Origin of the sequence: Hymenobacter sp. HDW8, assembly GCF_011305775.1 — a bacterium.
Lineage (GTDB): Bacteria > Bacteroidota > Bacteroidia > Cytophagales > Hymenobacteraceae > Hymenobacter > Hymenobacter radiodurans.
The window spans coordinates 59,738-74,765 of sequence record NZ_CP049907.1 but is presented as its reverse complement, the minus strand read 5'-3'; the positions used below and the strand labels follow the sequence as shown (position 1 = coordinate 74,765).

Here is a 15,028-nt window from a genome sequence, read left to right as displayed (position 1 = left end):
TCATGAAAAGAATCTCATTTGTTTTTTTTCTGGCTTTACTACTTAGTGCCGCACCGAGCTTCGCTCAAACTCCGGCTGCTAAACCAGCAGCTCCTACCGGCGTGGGCAAAGCTATTCCGGTTGCTGAGTATTATGAAGGTGGTCAGGAAGCCATGTATGCTTTTATCGATAAGCAAATCAACTACCCTGTGCTTGCCCGTCGCAATCGTATTCAAGGTACTTGTATCGTGAGTTTTACGCTGAACACGGATGGTACCATGACGGGTATTAAACTGGTGAAGGGCGTGGGCGGCGGTCTTGGTGAAGAAGCTTTGCGCGTTGTGCGCCTGCTCAAGTTCAACAAGCCCGATTACGCGATTCTGACTAGCTTGCCCATCGTTTTCCGCTTGTCAGCTAACAAGCCGGCTGGCAACACTGAATAACTTTTCTTTTTCATCCCAACTGTTTTTTTATGCCCTACGACCTGAAGGAAATCGCCGCCATAAGCGGAATGCCGGGTCTTTACCGCTTGGTGCGCCCAACCCGCAACGGCGTTATTGTAGAGTCGCTCGACGAGAAGGCGGCCCGCTCGGTAGCCTCAGCCCGCAATAAGGTTTCGCTCCTGCAGGAGATCTCCATTTATACCCAGGATTACGACCAGACGGTGCCTCTGACGGAAGTATTCGATCGGATTTATCAGCAGCACGGCACTAGCCTGTCTGTCACGAATAAAGCTGATGACCGCGACCTGACGTCCTTTATGGAAAGCATCATTCCAGACTATGACCGCCAGCGAGTGTATATGTCTGACATTAAAAAGCTGGTATCGTGGTATCATGCCGTAAGCAGCCGCCTCGACTACCAAGCGCCGGCCGCAGAGGAAGCTGCCAGCACTGAGGAAGCAGATGAGCCCGCCAAAAAAGCCCCCCAAGCCAAGTCGAAAGAGGCGGATAAGGCTGGCACACAGCAGGAAACCGCAGCAGCAGATGAGGCACTGAGCACGGCTGGTATTATTCCCGCAGAAGGCGAAACGGATGAGCCTACAAACCCCGAAGCGGGCGATGAGACCAAAGCAGCTAAGAAGGGCAAGAAGAAAGCTGAGTAAATAGCTTCGACCCTATAAAAAAGCCCCCCCAGAAATTATTCTGGGGGCTTTTTTATAACCTAAGGATGATTCTATTAACTGACTGCGACATCGGCAGCCGCTTGCTCTTTGGCCAATAGCTCCTCGGCTTTTTCTACTAATTCCGTGGAGCCAATAAATAAGGGGCAGCGCTCGTGCAGATTGCTTGGCTCAATTTCCATCGTCCGTTGGCGACCATTGCTGGCTTTGCCGCCAGCCTGCTCTACAATGAAAGCTAAGGTATTGCACTCATACAGCAGGCGTAATTTGCCTTGGGGGCTTTTTTGGTTGCTGGGTAAATATAGATACCGCCTTTGAGCAGGTTGCGATGGAAGTCAGCAACCAAAGACCCGATATAGCGAGCCGAAAAGCTATTCTCTTTACAGTGAGCGACGAAGGCCGCTACGCCCGGTGAAAACGAGTCAGAGCTACCTTCATTGATCGAGTAGATCGTGCCTGTTTTAGGCGAAATAATATTGGGATGTGAAAGGAAAAACTCACCCAGCGAGGGCTCATACGTAAAGCCGTTTACACCATTGCCCGTAGTGTACACGAGCATGGTGCTGGAGCCATAAATAACGTAGCCAGCCGCTACCTGGTGGGTGCCAGGCTGCAGACAATCCTGCTCCGTGCCATCGGTGCCGGTGGGCGAAATGCGCCGGTAAATACTGAAAATAGTCCCGATAGAAACGTTTACGTCAATATTGGAAGAGCCATCCAGCGGGTCGATTGCCACGACGTACTTACCCTGGGTGTTGCCCGTTTGGATCATCTCATCGTCTTCTTCCGACACGATGGTGCATACCTCGCCGCCATTGCGCAAGGCCCGGATAAAGCGGATATTAGCAATCACGTCCAGCTTCTGCTGATCTTCGCCCTGCACATTACGATTGCCATAAGCCCCGGCGATATCAATGAGGCCGGAACGATTGATTTCGCGGTTCACGATTTTGGCCGCTAAAGCAATGTCGCGCAGCAACTGAGAAAGCTCCCCCGTAGCGTAGGGAAAGTCCTCCTGCTTGCGCATAATGAAACGGTCGAGGGTGGCGCCGACCGGAAGAGCGAGTTTATTATGATCCATATGGGTGGGATAGAGAACCGTGGGTCTGGTATGCAAAACTAAGCGATTTGAATTGTTTCCGAAGTGCTGAGTTGAAGCGATTGTACCTTTTCGGGCACAATTCGCAACACTAAAGCCGAGTACGTACTTTTGGCCCATGCAGGAAAAGCATCGTTTGCTGGTTTACAAATTTGGCGGCGCATCGGTGCGCGATGCTGAAGCTATTCGCAATTTGGCGCGCATTGTGGGCGCAAATGCCCCCCATACTCAACTACTCATTGTGGTATCGGCGATGGGCAAGACAACCAATGCGCTAGAGGAGATTTTCCATCTGGCGCATTCGGGCCTGGATTACGCCGCCCCGCTCGCTGCATTGCGGGAATACCATCAGAACGTAGCGTTGGAACTGCTGCCAGAAATTGGGGGGCAAATTAGCACTGATGGAGCAGTCGAAACGCAGCTCGGAATGCTGCTAAGTCAGCTCAGCGACCAGCTCACCGTCCTCACTCCCGGAGACTACGACCGACAGTACGACCAGATTGTGAGCTACGGCGAGCTGCTAGCAACCAGCATCGTGGCACAGGCGTTGGGCGCACATTGGCTTGATTGCCGGCCTCTTATTCGGACTGACTATACCTGGCGCGAAGGCCGCCTCGACTGGCCCACCACGGAGTATAATATTCGCGATGAAGTGCCCCGCCTCCTACTGGCGGGCCCCGTCGTGACGCAGGGGTTTCTGGGTGGAACGGCTAGTGGCGCCACCACCACGCTTGGCCGCGAAGGCTCTGACTTTACCGCTGCCATTTTTGCGTATTGCCTACACGCAGAGTCTGTTACGATCTGGAAAGACGTGGCCGGCCTGCTCAATGCCGACCCCAAAATATTTGCCGATACGGTGCGCTACCCGGAAATCAGCTACCAGGAGACAATTGAAATGGCGTATTATGGCGCCTCCGTCATTCATCCCAAAACCATCAAGCCGCTGGCGGTGCAACATATTCCGCTGTACGTGAAGTCGTTTCTGGACCCCACGGCCGAAGGAACTCGCATTGGTGATTGTCGGCACGCGGCCTTGGCACCCGCCTTTATTCGCAAAACTAATCAGTGCCTGATATCCTTCGAATCAAAAGATCTCACCTTTATTTCGGAGGAAAATCTGGAAGTCATTTTTGGCGCATTAGCTCAAGTGCGGCTCAAGATTAACCTGATGCAGAACTCCGCAATATCCTTCTCCGTCTGCACCGACTTTTCCGCCTACCGCTTAGAAAAACTGCTAGAGCATCTGCGCGACCAGTTCACCATTCATTACAATACGGAATTGGAGCTATACACCATCAAAAACTACGACTCGGCCAGTATCCAACGTCTCACTAATGGCCGCGAGCTACTGCTGGAACAACGCACCCGCCTTACTTTTCAGTTTGTATCGCGAGGCGGGTTAAATGAATTCGTAAAATAAGTTTGGTTACTAATCAGCCTTCGAGCACTACACCAGCCTCTTAATTCAGCATCCTCTACCCCACCCACCACATGGAGTTTATAACTGTTACGCCCGCCGCGCGGCCTCAGGTAGCCCTCATTCAGCTCAATCGGCCCAAAGAGTTGAACGCTTTGAATTTGCAACTGATGCAGGAGGTGGCCGCGGCCCTGAAAGAATTGTGCGCCGACGATACCGTGCGCGTCATTGTGCTCACCGGTAGCGAGCGAGCTTTCGCGGCCGGCGCCGATATCAAGCAAATGGCGGGGCGGACGGCCATCGATATGCTCACCATCGACCAGTTCAGCACTTGGGATCAGATTCGGAAAACGCATAAGCCGCTAATTGCGGCCGTTTCGGGCTTTGCGTTGGGTGGCGGCTGCGAGTTGGCCATGACCTGCGACATGATTGTGGCCTCGGAAACGGCGCAGTTTGGGCAGCCTGAAATTCGTATCGGTACGATGCCAGGCGCGGGTGGCACACAACGGCTTACGCGGGCGTTGGGCAAAGCGCGCGCTATGGAAATGGTACTCACCGGCCAGTCGATTTCGGCGATGGAAGCCGAGCGCCACGGCCTTGTAAATAAAGTAGTGCCCGTGGGGCAGTACTTGGAGGAAGCGTTCCGATTGGCGGCCAGCATTGCGCAGATGTCGCCGGTAGCGGCGCGCCTCGCTAAAGAATCGGTGAACCGGGCGTTTGAGACGCATTTGGACGAAGGACTGCACTTTGAGCGCAAAAACTTCTATATGACGTTTGCTTCTGAAGACCAGAAAGAAGGAATGGCGGCTTTTGTGGAAAAGCGGCCCGCCGATTTTAAGGGGCGCTAGTATCTGGTATCCAGAGTGGGGCAACGTAGTCGAAGGCGTTGTTCCACTTTGGATCTTCTACTGCAACGCCACATTTTCGCTGCCCAGCGAACATTATTGTCCTTCTACACCTTATTAAGGTACCGTTTAAGGAGAACCTATTTTTTCTGTGAGCACTTCAACTGAACATTCTGACGCTTCATTGCCAGCGACTCCTACCCGCCAATGGCTGCGCGACCGGCTAACGCAGGTGGGTTTGCGGGCTACGCGCCAGCGGCTTGTTATTCTGGAGAGCGTGGTTGTGGAGAAGGGCCACCCGACAGCCGAACAGGTGCACCGCCAAGTGCTGATGCACGATGCGACGGTGTCGCTGGGAACGGTGTATAAGGCGCTTGACAGCTTTGTTACAACGGGGCTGTGCAAGCGAGTGCCTACGGCTGAAGGAGCGTGTCGCCGCTACGATGCCGACTGTTCAATCCATCACCATTTGTATTGCTCCAACACGCAGGAAATAATTGACTACTGCGACCCGCAGCTGGACGCGCTGATTCGGGAATTTCTGGAAGCTCGTGGCTTTCAGAACTTTCGGCCCCGCTCCTTTTCGCTGCATATCACCGGCGAGCGGGCTGACTCAACAAACGAGCAACAATAATTGCCCCCCAGCTTCATCTTAGCGTATAGCAAAGCTGCCGAAGCTGCACGTTAGGATAAAATGCGCCTTTAGGCAACGTACAAGTCATCTACGTTCACCTTATTTCACCCCTCAATCACCTTTTCCATGGCAGTTTTAGTTGGCAAGCGTGCACCCTCTTTCAAGGCTACGGCCGTTGTTGATGGTGAATTCGAACAAGAGTTTTCCCTTGATCGGTATCTGGGCAAAAAACATGTAGTCTTTTTCTTTTATCCCGCCGACTTCACGTTCGTTTGTCCTACCGAAATTCTTGCCTTCCAGGATAAGCTGGCCGAGTTTGAGTCGAAGGGCGTTGCCTTGGTGGGCTGCTCTACCGATACGCATTTTTCGCATTTTGCTTGGCTCAGAACGCCACGCGCAGATGGTGGCATTGAAGGCGTGACGTATCCACTAGTGGCCGATGTTACTAAAACTATTGCCGCTAACTACGACGTGCTTGGCGGCCACTACGACTACAACGAAACCGGCGAAATGACCTTTGTTGGGTCGCCTCTCGCGTATCGGGCCCTTTTCCTGATTGATAAAGATGGTATCGTACGCCATCAGCTTGTTAACGATGGCCCGCTGGGGCGCAACATTGACGAGGCCTTGCGTATGGTGAGCGCCCTTCAATATTATGAGGTGAAAGGCGAACAATGCCCTGCTAACTGGACTGAGGGTCAAGAAGGAGTATTCGCAACCCGCATCGACGTGTTTGACCACCTTTCCAAACAGGGCGTTACCCAATAATTTCACATTTCGTATCAACAACAAGCAGAAGCTCTGGCCACTTGGTCAGAGCTTTTTTGCAAATGGCTAACCAGAAGGCTGTAATTTTGCCCCCCCAACTGCTGGCCGAACGCTACTGGACGGCCGCACAAAGCCATAACTGTCACCCCAGATAGTGAGCAGCTTGGTATTGGTCTCTTACCCACTGACAATCAATTCATTGCTTTTTCTATATAATCTTGCTCTCCAAACCTATGCCTTGCTGCTGCGCTTGGTTGCATCGTTTGTGCCCAAGGCAGAGCAATGGCTGAGTGGGCGGCGCGGGTTGCTGCCTCATATTCAGCAGACGCTCAAGGACGAAACGGCGCCGTTGGTGTGGTTTCACTGCGCTTCGTTGGGCGAGTTTGAACAGGGCCGTCCGCTAATGGAAGCGTTCATGCAGGAACATCCCCAGTTCAAGCTTGTGCTCACGTTCTTCTCGCCATCGGGTTATAACGTGCGCAAATCGTGGCCGGGGGCACACTATGTGTTCTACCTGCCGCTCGATACTGCGGCCAACGCCCGCACTTTTCTCGATGCCGTGTGCCCTCAGCTAGCTGTATTTGTGAAGTACGAGTTCTGGTATCATTTCCTGACCCAGCTGCAGCGTCGCCGCGTGCCGGTGGTGTGTGTGTCGGCTATTTTCCGGCCCCAGCAAGTATTTTTCAAACCTTGGGGGGCTTTTTTCCGCAAAATTATTGGCCGCTTTACGCACATATTCACCCAAAACGAGGCGTCGGTAGAGCTGTTGCGAACTATCGGCATTCGGCAGGCCAGCGTGGCCGGCGACACCCGCTTCGATACGGTGGTGCGCACGGCCCTAGCCTCGCCCAAGCCGCTGCCCTTGGTGGAGGCCTTCGTGGCCGATGGCGCCCCGGTGTTTATTGTAGGCAGCAACTGGCCCGAAGATTTGCCGGCCCTCACGCCCCTGTTGCGGCAGTATCAGGAGGAGATGCGCTTCATTTTTGCCCCCCACGAAATCACCGAAACCAATCTGGCTTTAGTAGAGGCGGCGCTGCCGGGCCGCGTGGCGCGTTACTCCACCGCTACCCAGGCTACGGTAGCCAAAGCGCGCGTGTTACTCATGGACAATGTGGGGTTGCTAAGTCAGTTGTACCGCTTTGGCACCTACGCCTATATCGGTGGCGCATTTGGGAAAGGGCTGCACAATACGCTGGAAGCGGCGGCCTTTGGCTTGCCTCTGTTTTTCGGACCTACCTACACTAAGTTCCAGGAAGCCGTTGATCTAGTGGAGATGGGGGCTGCGTTTCCTGTGCACACAGCCGAAGAGTTGAAAACGGCGTTTGGGCTCTTATGGTACCAGAATGAGGTTCGACTGCGCGTGCAGGATATGAGCTTGGAATATGTACACCAACAGGCCGGAGCCACCGCCAAGATTATGGCGGAGCTGGCAAAGATGCACGTGGTACCTGTTGTTAATTAATAATCAAGACTCCATGACTGGCACTGTCATCAAATCAACCGGCTCATGGTATCTGGTGCGCGAGCATAGCACGGGGGTATTGCACCGCTGCCGGCTACGCGGCAAATTCAAGCAGAAAGGCTTGAAAGTGAGTAACCCATTAGCTGTCGGCGACCAGGTGGAGTTTACGGTAGAGGAGCAAACCGAGGGCGCCGGTGTGATTCATCACATTGAGCCCCGCCGCAACTACATTATTCGCCGCTCGGTGCACAAAACCGAGCACGCCCACATTGTAGCCGCTAACCTCGATCAGGCCTTGCTGGTCGTGACGCTAGTGTCGCCGGCTACTTCGTTTGGCTTTATTGATCGGTTTTTGGTAACGGCTGAGGCTTACAGCATTCCGGTCACGCTCATCTTCAATAAAACCGACCTGTACGACGACGATCTATCAGGCTATCAGGATCAGATTTCGACTATGTATGAGCGCACGGGCTACCCCAGTTTGCGCTGCTCCGCCGCGTCGGGCGAAGGGCTGGAGGCGGTAGATGCGTTGCTCGATGGCAAAGTAACGCTGCTGTCGGGCCACTCAGGCGTGGGCAAAAGCACGCTTATCAATGCGCTGGTGCCGGATCTGGATTTAAAAACCGCCGAAATCAGCGAGTTTTCGGATAAAGGCGTGCATACCACTACGTTTGCCGAGATGATGGAAGTGCGGGCGGGCACTTACCTAATTGATACGCCGGGTATTAAGGAGCTAGGCTTGGTCGATATTCCGCCGGCTCAACTGGCGCACTTCTTTCCCGAAATGCGGGCTTTATTGAATCAGTGCCGCTACCACAACTGCCAGCACGTGCACGAGCCGGGTTGTGTAGTGCGCGAAGCCGTTGATAAAGGCCGTATCGCGCTGCCGCGCTACGACAGCTACTTGAGTATGCTGGCTGGGCAAGATAACCGGCATTAGGCTTGCCTCCTGAGCTCGGGTAACGAAAGGCCGAACAATCCCGCTGTATCCTCGTTTTCCTTAGAAAACTGACTACATGCAGCTCCAAAACTCCACTTTCCTTATTACCGGCGGCACGCTGGGCATTGGTTACGCTACTGCCAAATTACTGATTCAGCACGGCGCGAAAGTCGCCATTACGGGTCGTACGGCAGCTACTGTAAAGCGTGCCGCCACTGAGTTGGGTGCCCTTGGCATTACGGCCGACGTTAGTAAGCCCGCCGACGTGCAGCGCACCTATCAGGAGTTTTTGGCAGAATTCGGCCACCTAGATTGCCTGATTAATAATGCAGGTGTTGGAACCAGCAAGAAACTGGTGGATCTAACGCCCGAAGATTTCCAGCGGGTGCACGACACCAACATAGTGGGCGCGGCGCTGATGGCCCAGCAAGCAGCTAAACTGTTTATGGAGCAGAAATCCGGCAACATTATCAATATCGGCTCTTCCGCCGCCACCAAAGGCTACGAAGGCGGCTCCATATACGTGGCATCCAAGTTTGCCCTGCGCGGCATGACCCAATGCTGGCAAAGCGAATTGCGCAAGTATAATGTGCGCGTTATCCTAGTGAACCCCAGCGAAGTAACGACGGCCTTCGGCAGCAAGGAGCGCCAAGAACGGCCGGAGCAACCCAACAAGCTGCGCGGCGAAGAAATTGCTTCCGCCATCAAAGGCGCCCTCGAAATGGATGACCGCGGCTTTATTACCGAGTTAAATGTGTGGGCTACGAATCCGTTTTAGCACTTAAATTAACTAAAGAAAAAGCCCCCAGATTGAGTCTGGGGGCTTTTTTAAATGGTTTTGTTACCTGCGCTTATTTGGCAGCGGGCATCAATACCTGGTCAATAACGTGGGCTACACCATTGTTAGAGAGCACGTCGGCTTGTACTACATTGGCGCCGTTTACGGTTACTTTGCCGCCTGCTGTGCTTACCGTTAGCTTTTCGCCCTGCACGGTGGTCAACTGCTGTCCATCCTTCAGATCAGCAGCCATCAAACGACCTTTTACCACGTGGTAGGTCAACAAGCCAGCTAGCTTCTCTTTACTTTCTGGCTTCAACAGGCCGTCGAGGGCTCCTTTAGGCAACGCCTCAAATGCAGCGTTCGTCGGAGCAAATACCGTGAACGGACCCGCGCTGGCTGCTTCGTCATCGAGGCCGGCAGCCTTCAGGGCCGTGGTAAGCGTGCTTATTTGCGATACAGCCATGGCGTTTTCGGCCAGGTTTTTACCCGAGGTATCCATGCGCGACGAGTCGTTCATTGCCATTGCCGGATCCATAGCCGTGGTATCGGTCATGGCTGCGTCGGTGGTTTCGGTGGTAGTGGTCGTCTCGACAGTTTTGTTGTCGCCGCAGCTCGTAACGCCAAAAGCGAAGGCAGTGGCGGTAAGCAACGTAAACGAGGTGTTTCTCAGGGTCTTTTTCATAAGACGCGAATCAGGGTTTTGGTTGAAGAAAAAAAGAAAGTAAGGTGGTAAGGCAGAGGAAGGGAACGCAACTTTACTGGGTAATTATGGCTAAGCATACGCTCTGAACCGACCAATGGGCACGTGCGCCCTGGGTTTTGGCTACCTTTGCGCCGCTTAGTTGAGCTTAATAAGCGCCAACTTGCACTTTGTGTTTAAAAAATTTATTTACTGCCCGCATGAAAACTGCTGAAATTCACACCAATAGAGGTGTAATGAAGGTGGAGTTCTTTGAGAAAGATGCTCCCCAAACTGTCAAGAACTTCACCGACCTGGCCCAGAAAGGCTTTTACGACGGTCTGAAATTTCACCGCGTTATCCCCAATTTCGTGGTACAGGGCGGCGACCCGAATACCCGCGAGGGCGCCAAAGGCATGCCTGGTACCGGCGGGCCCGGCTACAAAATCAAGTGCGAAACCTCCGGTGATAACCAGTACCACGACCGGGGTATCCTGAGCATGGCCCACGCTGGCAAAGACACGGGTGGCTCGCAGTTTTTTATCGTGCACTCGCGTGAAAACACTGCCCACCTCGACCGCGTGCACACCGTATTCGGCAAAGTGGTGGAGGGCCTGGATATCATCGACCAGATCAAAGCCAACGACGAAATCCAGAAAATCGTGGTGACGGAGGCGTAGTCCACTGTAACCCAATTTTCAAAAAAGCCCCCCAGAAACATTCTGGGGGCTTTTTTGGCATTTAGGTAGTACACGCCACGTGGTGCTAAAACAGATTACAAAGTCTGATTTAGCACGATTAATCTATTGTATCACAACAACTTAATTCATAGTAAATATTATATACAAAGTCAGATAAGCACCACGATTGGTTTGACTTGGCCATTTACAATGGCCTACTTAGAGGTAGCACGCTCGCTTCGCATTTTACTCCTCTTGTATGGCCTCTGCCTCTACCCCCACGTTCGCTGTTGTGCGGCTGTTTCGCCAAGGGCTCCTTTCCACTACGCTTAGCTGGCTTGCGCTGGCCGCCCACATCATCCTGCTTTCAGGGTGCAATTATTACCGCACAAAGCCCCAGGAAATAACCCCGACGGCAGTTACTCAGCTAGCCGAATCCAAGATTTTCCTGATCCATCAGGGCAGCACGATCTGGCAGCTCAACAATCCGCAACTCAACGGCGAGGAGCTTACAGGTCAAAAAGCGAGCGTCCAGCCCAGCTTGGCTCCTTACGTTGGGCCAAACACCCGGGTACCGCTGCGTTACAAATCGAAGGATAGGGAGCAGGTATTAAACTTGGTGCACATTTATATCACCGATTTCCGAGCGGGTGAAGCAGACCAGGTCAACATTCCGCTAACGGCAATGAATCGCCTGGATTTGGTTGAAGCCAATACTGGCAAAACCACCCTCTCCTATTTACTTGGGGCAACAGGCATTGGCGTGGGGATTTTCGTCTTGGTCGGGGTTATTGCGTTGCTCACCAAAAGCTCCTGCCCATTTGTGTACGCGCACAATGGCGAGCAATATCAATTTGTGGGCGAGGCGTATGGCGGGGCCATTTTTGCGCCATCCGAGCGCGACGACTATATGCCTCTTCCTGGCATCCAAGCCACTGGGGGGCAATTTCAGGTCAAAATAACGAATGAGCTGCGCGAGCGGCAGTACACCAACGTAGCCGAGCTGTGGGTGGCGCACCACCCCGAAAAGGTGCAGGTGCTGCTGGACAAAACCGGCAACGCACACACCATAACCCAGCCGCAAACGCCGACTAAAGCCATATCCATGAGCGGCGTAAACTATACGACTCAGCTTAGCGCCCCCGACCACAAGGTGTTTCTGTTCAACGAAACTACGCCTGGCACAACCCAAAACAGCGTGATCCTCAGCTTCGATAACCCGACCCAATCTAAAACGGGCAAACTGGTGCTTCACGCGCAGAACTCGCTATGGCTAGATTATCTCTACGGCGAGTTCACCAAGAAATTCGGGAGCGCCTTCAACAAATGGGCCCGCACCCAGAAAGATGTCCCGGCCGAGGAATTGAATCAATGGTCATTAGACCAGGGCATTCCGTTAAAAATATCCCTCAAAACCGCAAAGGGCTGGGAACTCATCGACAATATTCCCACCGTAGGTCCTCTCGCCTCCCGCGATTTGGTTATTCCCTTCGCCTTGCCCGCTGGGTTGACTTCGCAGCCGCTGCAAGTAAAAATAGAAGCGGGCTTTATGTTTTGGGAGCTAGACTATGCCGCCGTCGATTTCACGCCAAATCAGCCGGTGCGTCTGGAAAAAAGCCCCCCGCAAACGGCCCGCGACGAAATCGGCCGCGACCAGCGTCAGGCTCTTTCCAGAGTGGATAGCGACTATCTGAGCCAGCTTCAGCCCGGTACGGAGGTCACGCTCACGTACCACGCCACGCCGCCAGCGGCCGGCCAACGCACCACCGCTTTTTTGCGCACTCGCGGTTATTATGAGCACATTCGTCAGTATGAGGGAGTGCCCAATCTGCCCCAACTGTACGCATTTCGCCGGCCGGGCCGCTTTATCGAGTTCTCGAAGGAGAAGTATCAGGAGTCACAGCAGGAAATGAATCTGGCCTTAGTTAATCCTTAGCACGATGGAATCAACCTTCATTCCTGAACTCAACTATTTGGATGCTGCGCCCGCTCCTGCTTCGTTAGCCACGGAGCCGATTTCAGTAGCCTTGCCAACTTTGCCCCCCACGGTAATTGCGTCGCCGTTCAAGCGGGCTATGCTGAATGGCGTGATTGATCTGGCGGGAAACAAGCTCGTATTTCAGTTTATGCGCACGCCAGCCCGAATCACTTTAGCGGCCAAGCAGGTGCAGATGCTGCGGACCACCTACTACGGGGAGCTTCAGGTACGAAAAATAGCGTGCGTGGCGGGGCGCTACTACCAGGAGTTTCAAAAGCCGGGCTGGCCATCGGCCGCGTTCAACAGCTATATAGCAACCACCATCGACCGCCTAGTGCCCTTTCGCGCTAAGCAAGACACGTTGCAGATGGTGTTTATGGCTATCACCAAAAAGTGCCCCCTAGCCTGTGAGCATTGCTTTGAGTGGGATGCGCTAAACCAGCGGGAGAAGCTTTCCCTGGCTGATTTGCGTTCGATGGTGGCAAACTTCCAGAATCGGGGCGTCACCCAGCTATTTTTCAGCGGCGGCGAGCCTATGGTTCGTATCAACGATATGCTGGAGGTGCTGCGCACGGCCAGTTCCGGTACCGACTTCTGGGTATTTACTTCCGGCTTCAACTTTACACCCGCCAATGCCCAGCGGCTCCGTGGGGCCGGCCTGACGGGCGTTTCCATCAGCCTCGATCATCATGAGCCCGCGCGGCACAACGCATTTCGCGGTTCGGCGGAGGCATATGAGCTCGCTATTCAGGCCGTGATTAACGCAAAAGAAGCTGGCTTGGTCGTCGCCCTTACTTTGTGCGCCACACAGTCGTTTACTACTGCCGCCAACCTAATGGCTTACGCCGCAATGGCTAAGCAACTGGGAGTCACGTTTATTCATGTGCTGGAGCCGCGGGCCGTAGGGCATTATGCTCAACAGGAAGTTGACCTGAGCCCGGCCCAAACGGCACTCTTAGACGAGTTTTACCTGAAACTCAACTACAGCGGCGACTACCACGATTACCCCATAGTGCATTACTACGGCTACCACCAGCGGCGCATGGGCTGTAGCGGTGGCGCCGACCGCTTCCTCTACGTCGATACCGACGGCGACATGCACGCTTGCCCTTTTTGTCAGAAGAAGTCGGGCAGCGCGCTTTCCGCTTCGTTTGATGAGGCGCTACAGGGAGTTAGGCAAGGCGGGTGTCATCAGTTTCCGGCGTCTCGTATATGAGCTAAGAATCCGGAAGGTGAAAGCGGGCCTGTACTATTACAGGCTCGCTTTTCTGTTTTCTATCGAGTTGGGTGTGCTGCAATTAATTAGGCGCTAACGGTTTGAAGCGGTTGGCTACCTCTCACTTTCTACGCAACTGAAGCAAACCAAGAAAAAATGTAAAGTTTCCATAACAGTCCTAAGCCGAGGATTACCGTTCTTTACTTCTCACCCACTAAACCAAACCCCTCTATGAAACACCTTACTCGACTAGCAGCCTGTTGCTCGCTTGCCTTACTGGCAGCCTGCAACGACGACAACAACCCGTTTGTCATTAACAAGCCTATTCAGGTTACGTCGCTCCGCTTTATTGGCGAGCATATCGTGCCGTTTGGTCAAACGTACAATGGCACCACGCTGGGGGGCTTTTCCAGCATTGACTACCGTGCAGATAATGGTTCCTATTATATTATGTGCGACGATGCCGCTACTCTACAGCCGGTTCGGTATTACACCGCCAACCTCAATTTCAACCAGAATCAATTCCTAGGCGTCACGTTTACGAGCGTGACTACGCTGAAACGGCCTGACGGTGGCAATTTTACCAGCCTCGCCGCCGACCGTAATAACGCCATTGACCCAGAAGGCATCCGCTATGACCCTACCACGATGCGCGTTATCTGGTCGAGTGAGGGCATTCGGAATTTGACTTTCACGCCACCCGTGCTAAACCAGCCGTTCCTGCGCGAGGCCAACCTCGATGGCTCTTACGTGGCTGATTTCAGCATTCCGTCGTTGTTCCGCATTCAGGCCACCGAGAATGGCACCCGTTCCAATGGCGGCTTTGAGGGTTTTGACCTCACCGCCGACGGCCGCTACCTGTTTGCTGCCCAGGAAGAACCGCTGTACGAAGATGGCCCCCGCGCTGATGTAGGCGTAGCCAACTCACCCACCCGCATCTTGCAGTACGATAAAGCTTCCCGTCAGCCCATTGCCCAGTATGCGTACCTACTCGACGAGGTGCATCAGGCGCCAAATCCTTCCAACCAATTCCGCCTCAATGGTATTGTGGAAGTCCTTACGCTTTCCGACAAGAAACTGCTGGTGATGGAAAGATCGTTTGCCGTGGGTGCTACGCCCGATTATTCGGTGAAGATCTACGAGGTTGAGCTGGCTGGGGCTACCAATATCTCGGGCCTCAATTCGCTGCAAGGTGCTAATTACAAGCCTGTGCGCAAGCGCCTGTTGCTTGATGTAGCTACCACTGGCATTCGCCGGATCGACAACCTGGAAGGCATGACGTTCGGTCCGAAACTGCCCAATGGCAACCGTTCCCTAATTCTGGTAGCCGACGACAACTTCAGCAACGGCCAGATTTCGCAGTTCCTGGCGTTTGAGGTTAAGCCTTAAAGGAGTATCAAAACCCGCAGCGTAAAGGCAGCCTATGA

General features: G+C 53.6%; 14 protein-coding genes and 1 pseudogene. 13 read left to right on the top strand and 2 right to left on the bottom strand.

Translation table 11 applies throughout. From position 1 onward, the window contains the following. Positions 1–2: 2 nt before the first annotated feature. Both G7064_RS00350 and G7064_RS00345 read left to right on the top strand, forming a co-directional pair. On the top strand, positions 3–422 hold the full coding sequence (locus tag G7064_RS00350; RefSeq protein ID WP_166071999.1) for a TonB family protein: 420 nt from the start codon (positions 3–5) through the stop codon (positions 420–422). 29 nt (positions 423–451) lie between these two features. Then, on the top strand, positions 452–1,084 hold the full coding sequence (locus tag G7064_RS00345; protein WP_166071998.1) for a DUF5606 domain-containing protein: 633 nt from the start codon (positions 452–454) through the stop codon (positions 1,082–1,084). Between the two features lie 74 nt (positions 1,085–1,158). Here G7064_RS00345 and fbp read toward each other — a convergent pair. Next, positions 1,159–2,183, bottom strand: a pseudogene (fbp, locus tag G7064_RS00340) (class 1 fructose-bisphosphatase). A 136-nt stretch (positions 2,184–2,319) separates the two neighbouring features. Between fbp and G7064_RS00335 the strand changes: the two are divergent. The 7 genes from G7064_RS00335 (at position 2,320) to G7064_RS00305 (ending at position 9,045) form a co-directional block, all read left to right on the top strand. After that, positions 2,320–3,621: an aspartate kinase gene (locus tag G7064_RS00335; RefSeq protein ID WP_166071997.1), complete on the top strand. Its 1,302-nt coding sequence runs from the start codon at positions 2,320–2,322 to the stop codon at positions 3,619–3,621. 71 nt (positions 3,622–3,692) lie between these two features. Further along, positions 3,693–4,466, top strand: coding sequence for an enoyl-CoA hydratase-related protein (locus G7064_RS00330; RefSeq protein WP_166071996.1), 774 nt, complete (start codon positions 3,693–3,695; stop codon positions 4,464–4,466). A gap of 148 nt (positions 4,467–4,614) precedes the next feature. Beyond that, positions 4,615–5,097 (top strand): Fur family transcriptional regulator, encoded by a 483-nt coding sequence (locus G7064_RS00325; protein ID WP_166071995.1) that lies wholly within the window; start codon positions 4,615–4,617, stop codon positions 5,095–5,097. 126 nt (positions 5,098–5,223) lie between these two features. Beyond that, on the top strand, positions 5,224–5,865 hold the full coding sequence (locus G7064_RS00320) for a peroxiredoxin (RefSeq protein ID WP_133273140.1): 642 nt from the start codon (positions 5,224–5,226) through the stop codon (positions 5,863–5,865). Positions 5,866–6,064: 199 nt separating this feature from the next. Next, on the top strand, positions 6,065–7,327 hold the full coding sequence (locus G7064_RS00315) for a 3-deoxy-D-manno-octulosonic acid transferase (RefSeq protein WP_166071994.1): 1,263 nt from the start codon (positions 6,065–6,067) through the stop codon (positions 7,325–7,327). A 13-nt stretch (positions 7,328–7,340) separates the two neighbouring features. After that, a complete protein-coding gene (gene rsgA / locus G7064_RS00310; RefSeq protein ID WP_166071993.1) occupies positions 7,341–8,267 on the top strand; it encodes a ribosome small subunit-dependent GTPase A in 927 nt (308 codons plus the stop codon). Between the two features lie 76 nt (positions 8,268–8,343). After that, complete coding sequence (locus G7064_RS00305) at positions 8,344–9,045, top strand: SDR family oxidoreductase (RefSeq protein WP_133273142.1); 702 nt, start codon at positions 8,344–8,346, stop codon at positions 9,043–9,045. A gap of 73 nt (positions 9,046–9,118) precedes the next feature. Here the strand turns inward: G7064_RS00305 and G7064_RS00300 are convergent, their stop codons facing one another. Continuing rightward, entirely contained in the window at positions 9,119–9,730 is a 612-nt protein-coding gene (locus tag G7064_RS00300) for a fasciclin domain-containing protein (RefSeq protein ID WP_166071992.1), read from the bottom strand. Between the two features lie 218 nt (positions 9,731–9,948). On the opposite strand from G7064_RS00300, the gene G7064_RS00295 reads away from it, so the two are divergent. The 4 genes from G7064_RS00295 (at position 9,949) to G7064_RS00280 (ending at position 14,990) form a co-directional block, all read left to right on the top strand. After that, a complete protein-coding gene (locus tag G7064_RS00295) occupies positions 9,949–10,407 on the top strand; it encodes a peptidylprolyl isomerase (protein WP_133273144.1) in 459 nt (152 codons plus the stop codon). Positions 10,408–10,666: 259 nt separating this feature from the next. Further along, positions 10,667–12,343, top strand: a complete 1,677-nt coding sequence (locus G7064_RS00290) for a hypothetical protein (protein WP_166071991.1) — start codon at positions 10,667–10,669, stop codon at positions 12,341–12,343. A 4-nt stretch (positions 12,344–12,347) separates the two neighbouring features. After that, entirely contained in the window at positions 12,348–13,601 is a 1,254-nt protein-coding gene (locus G7064_RS00285) for a radical SAM protein (protein WP_166071990.1), read from the top strand. A gap of 231 nt (positions 13,602–13,832) precedes the next feature. After that, positions 13,833–14,990 carry an esterase-like activity of phytase family protein gene (locus G7064_RS00280; RefSeq protein ID WP_133273148.1) on the top strand — a complete coding sequence of 386 codons (1,158 nt, stop codon included), beginning with the start codon at positions 13,833–13,835 and terminating at the stop codon, positions 14,988–14,990. Positions 14,991–15,028 lie beyond the last annotated feature (38 nt).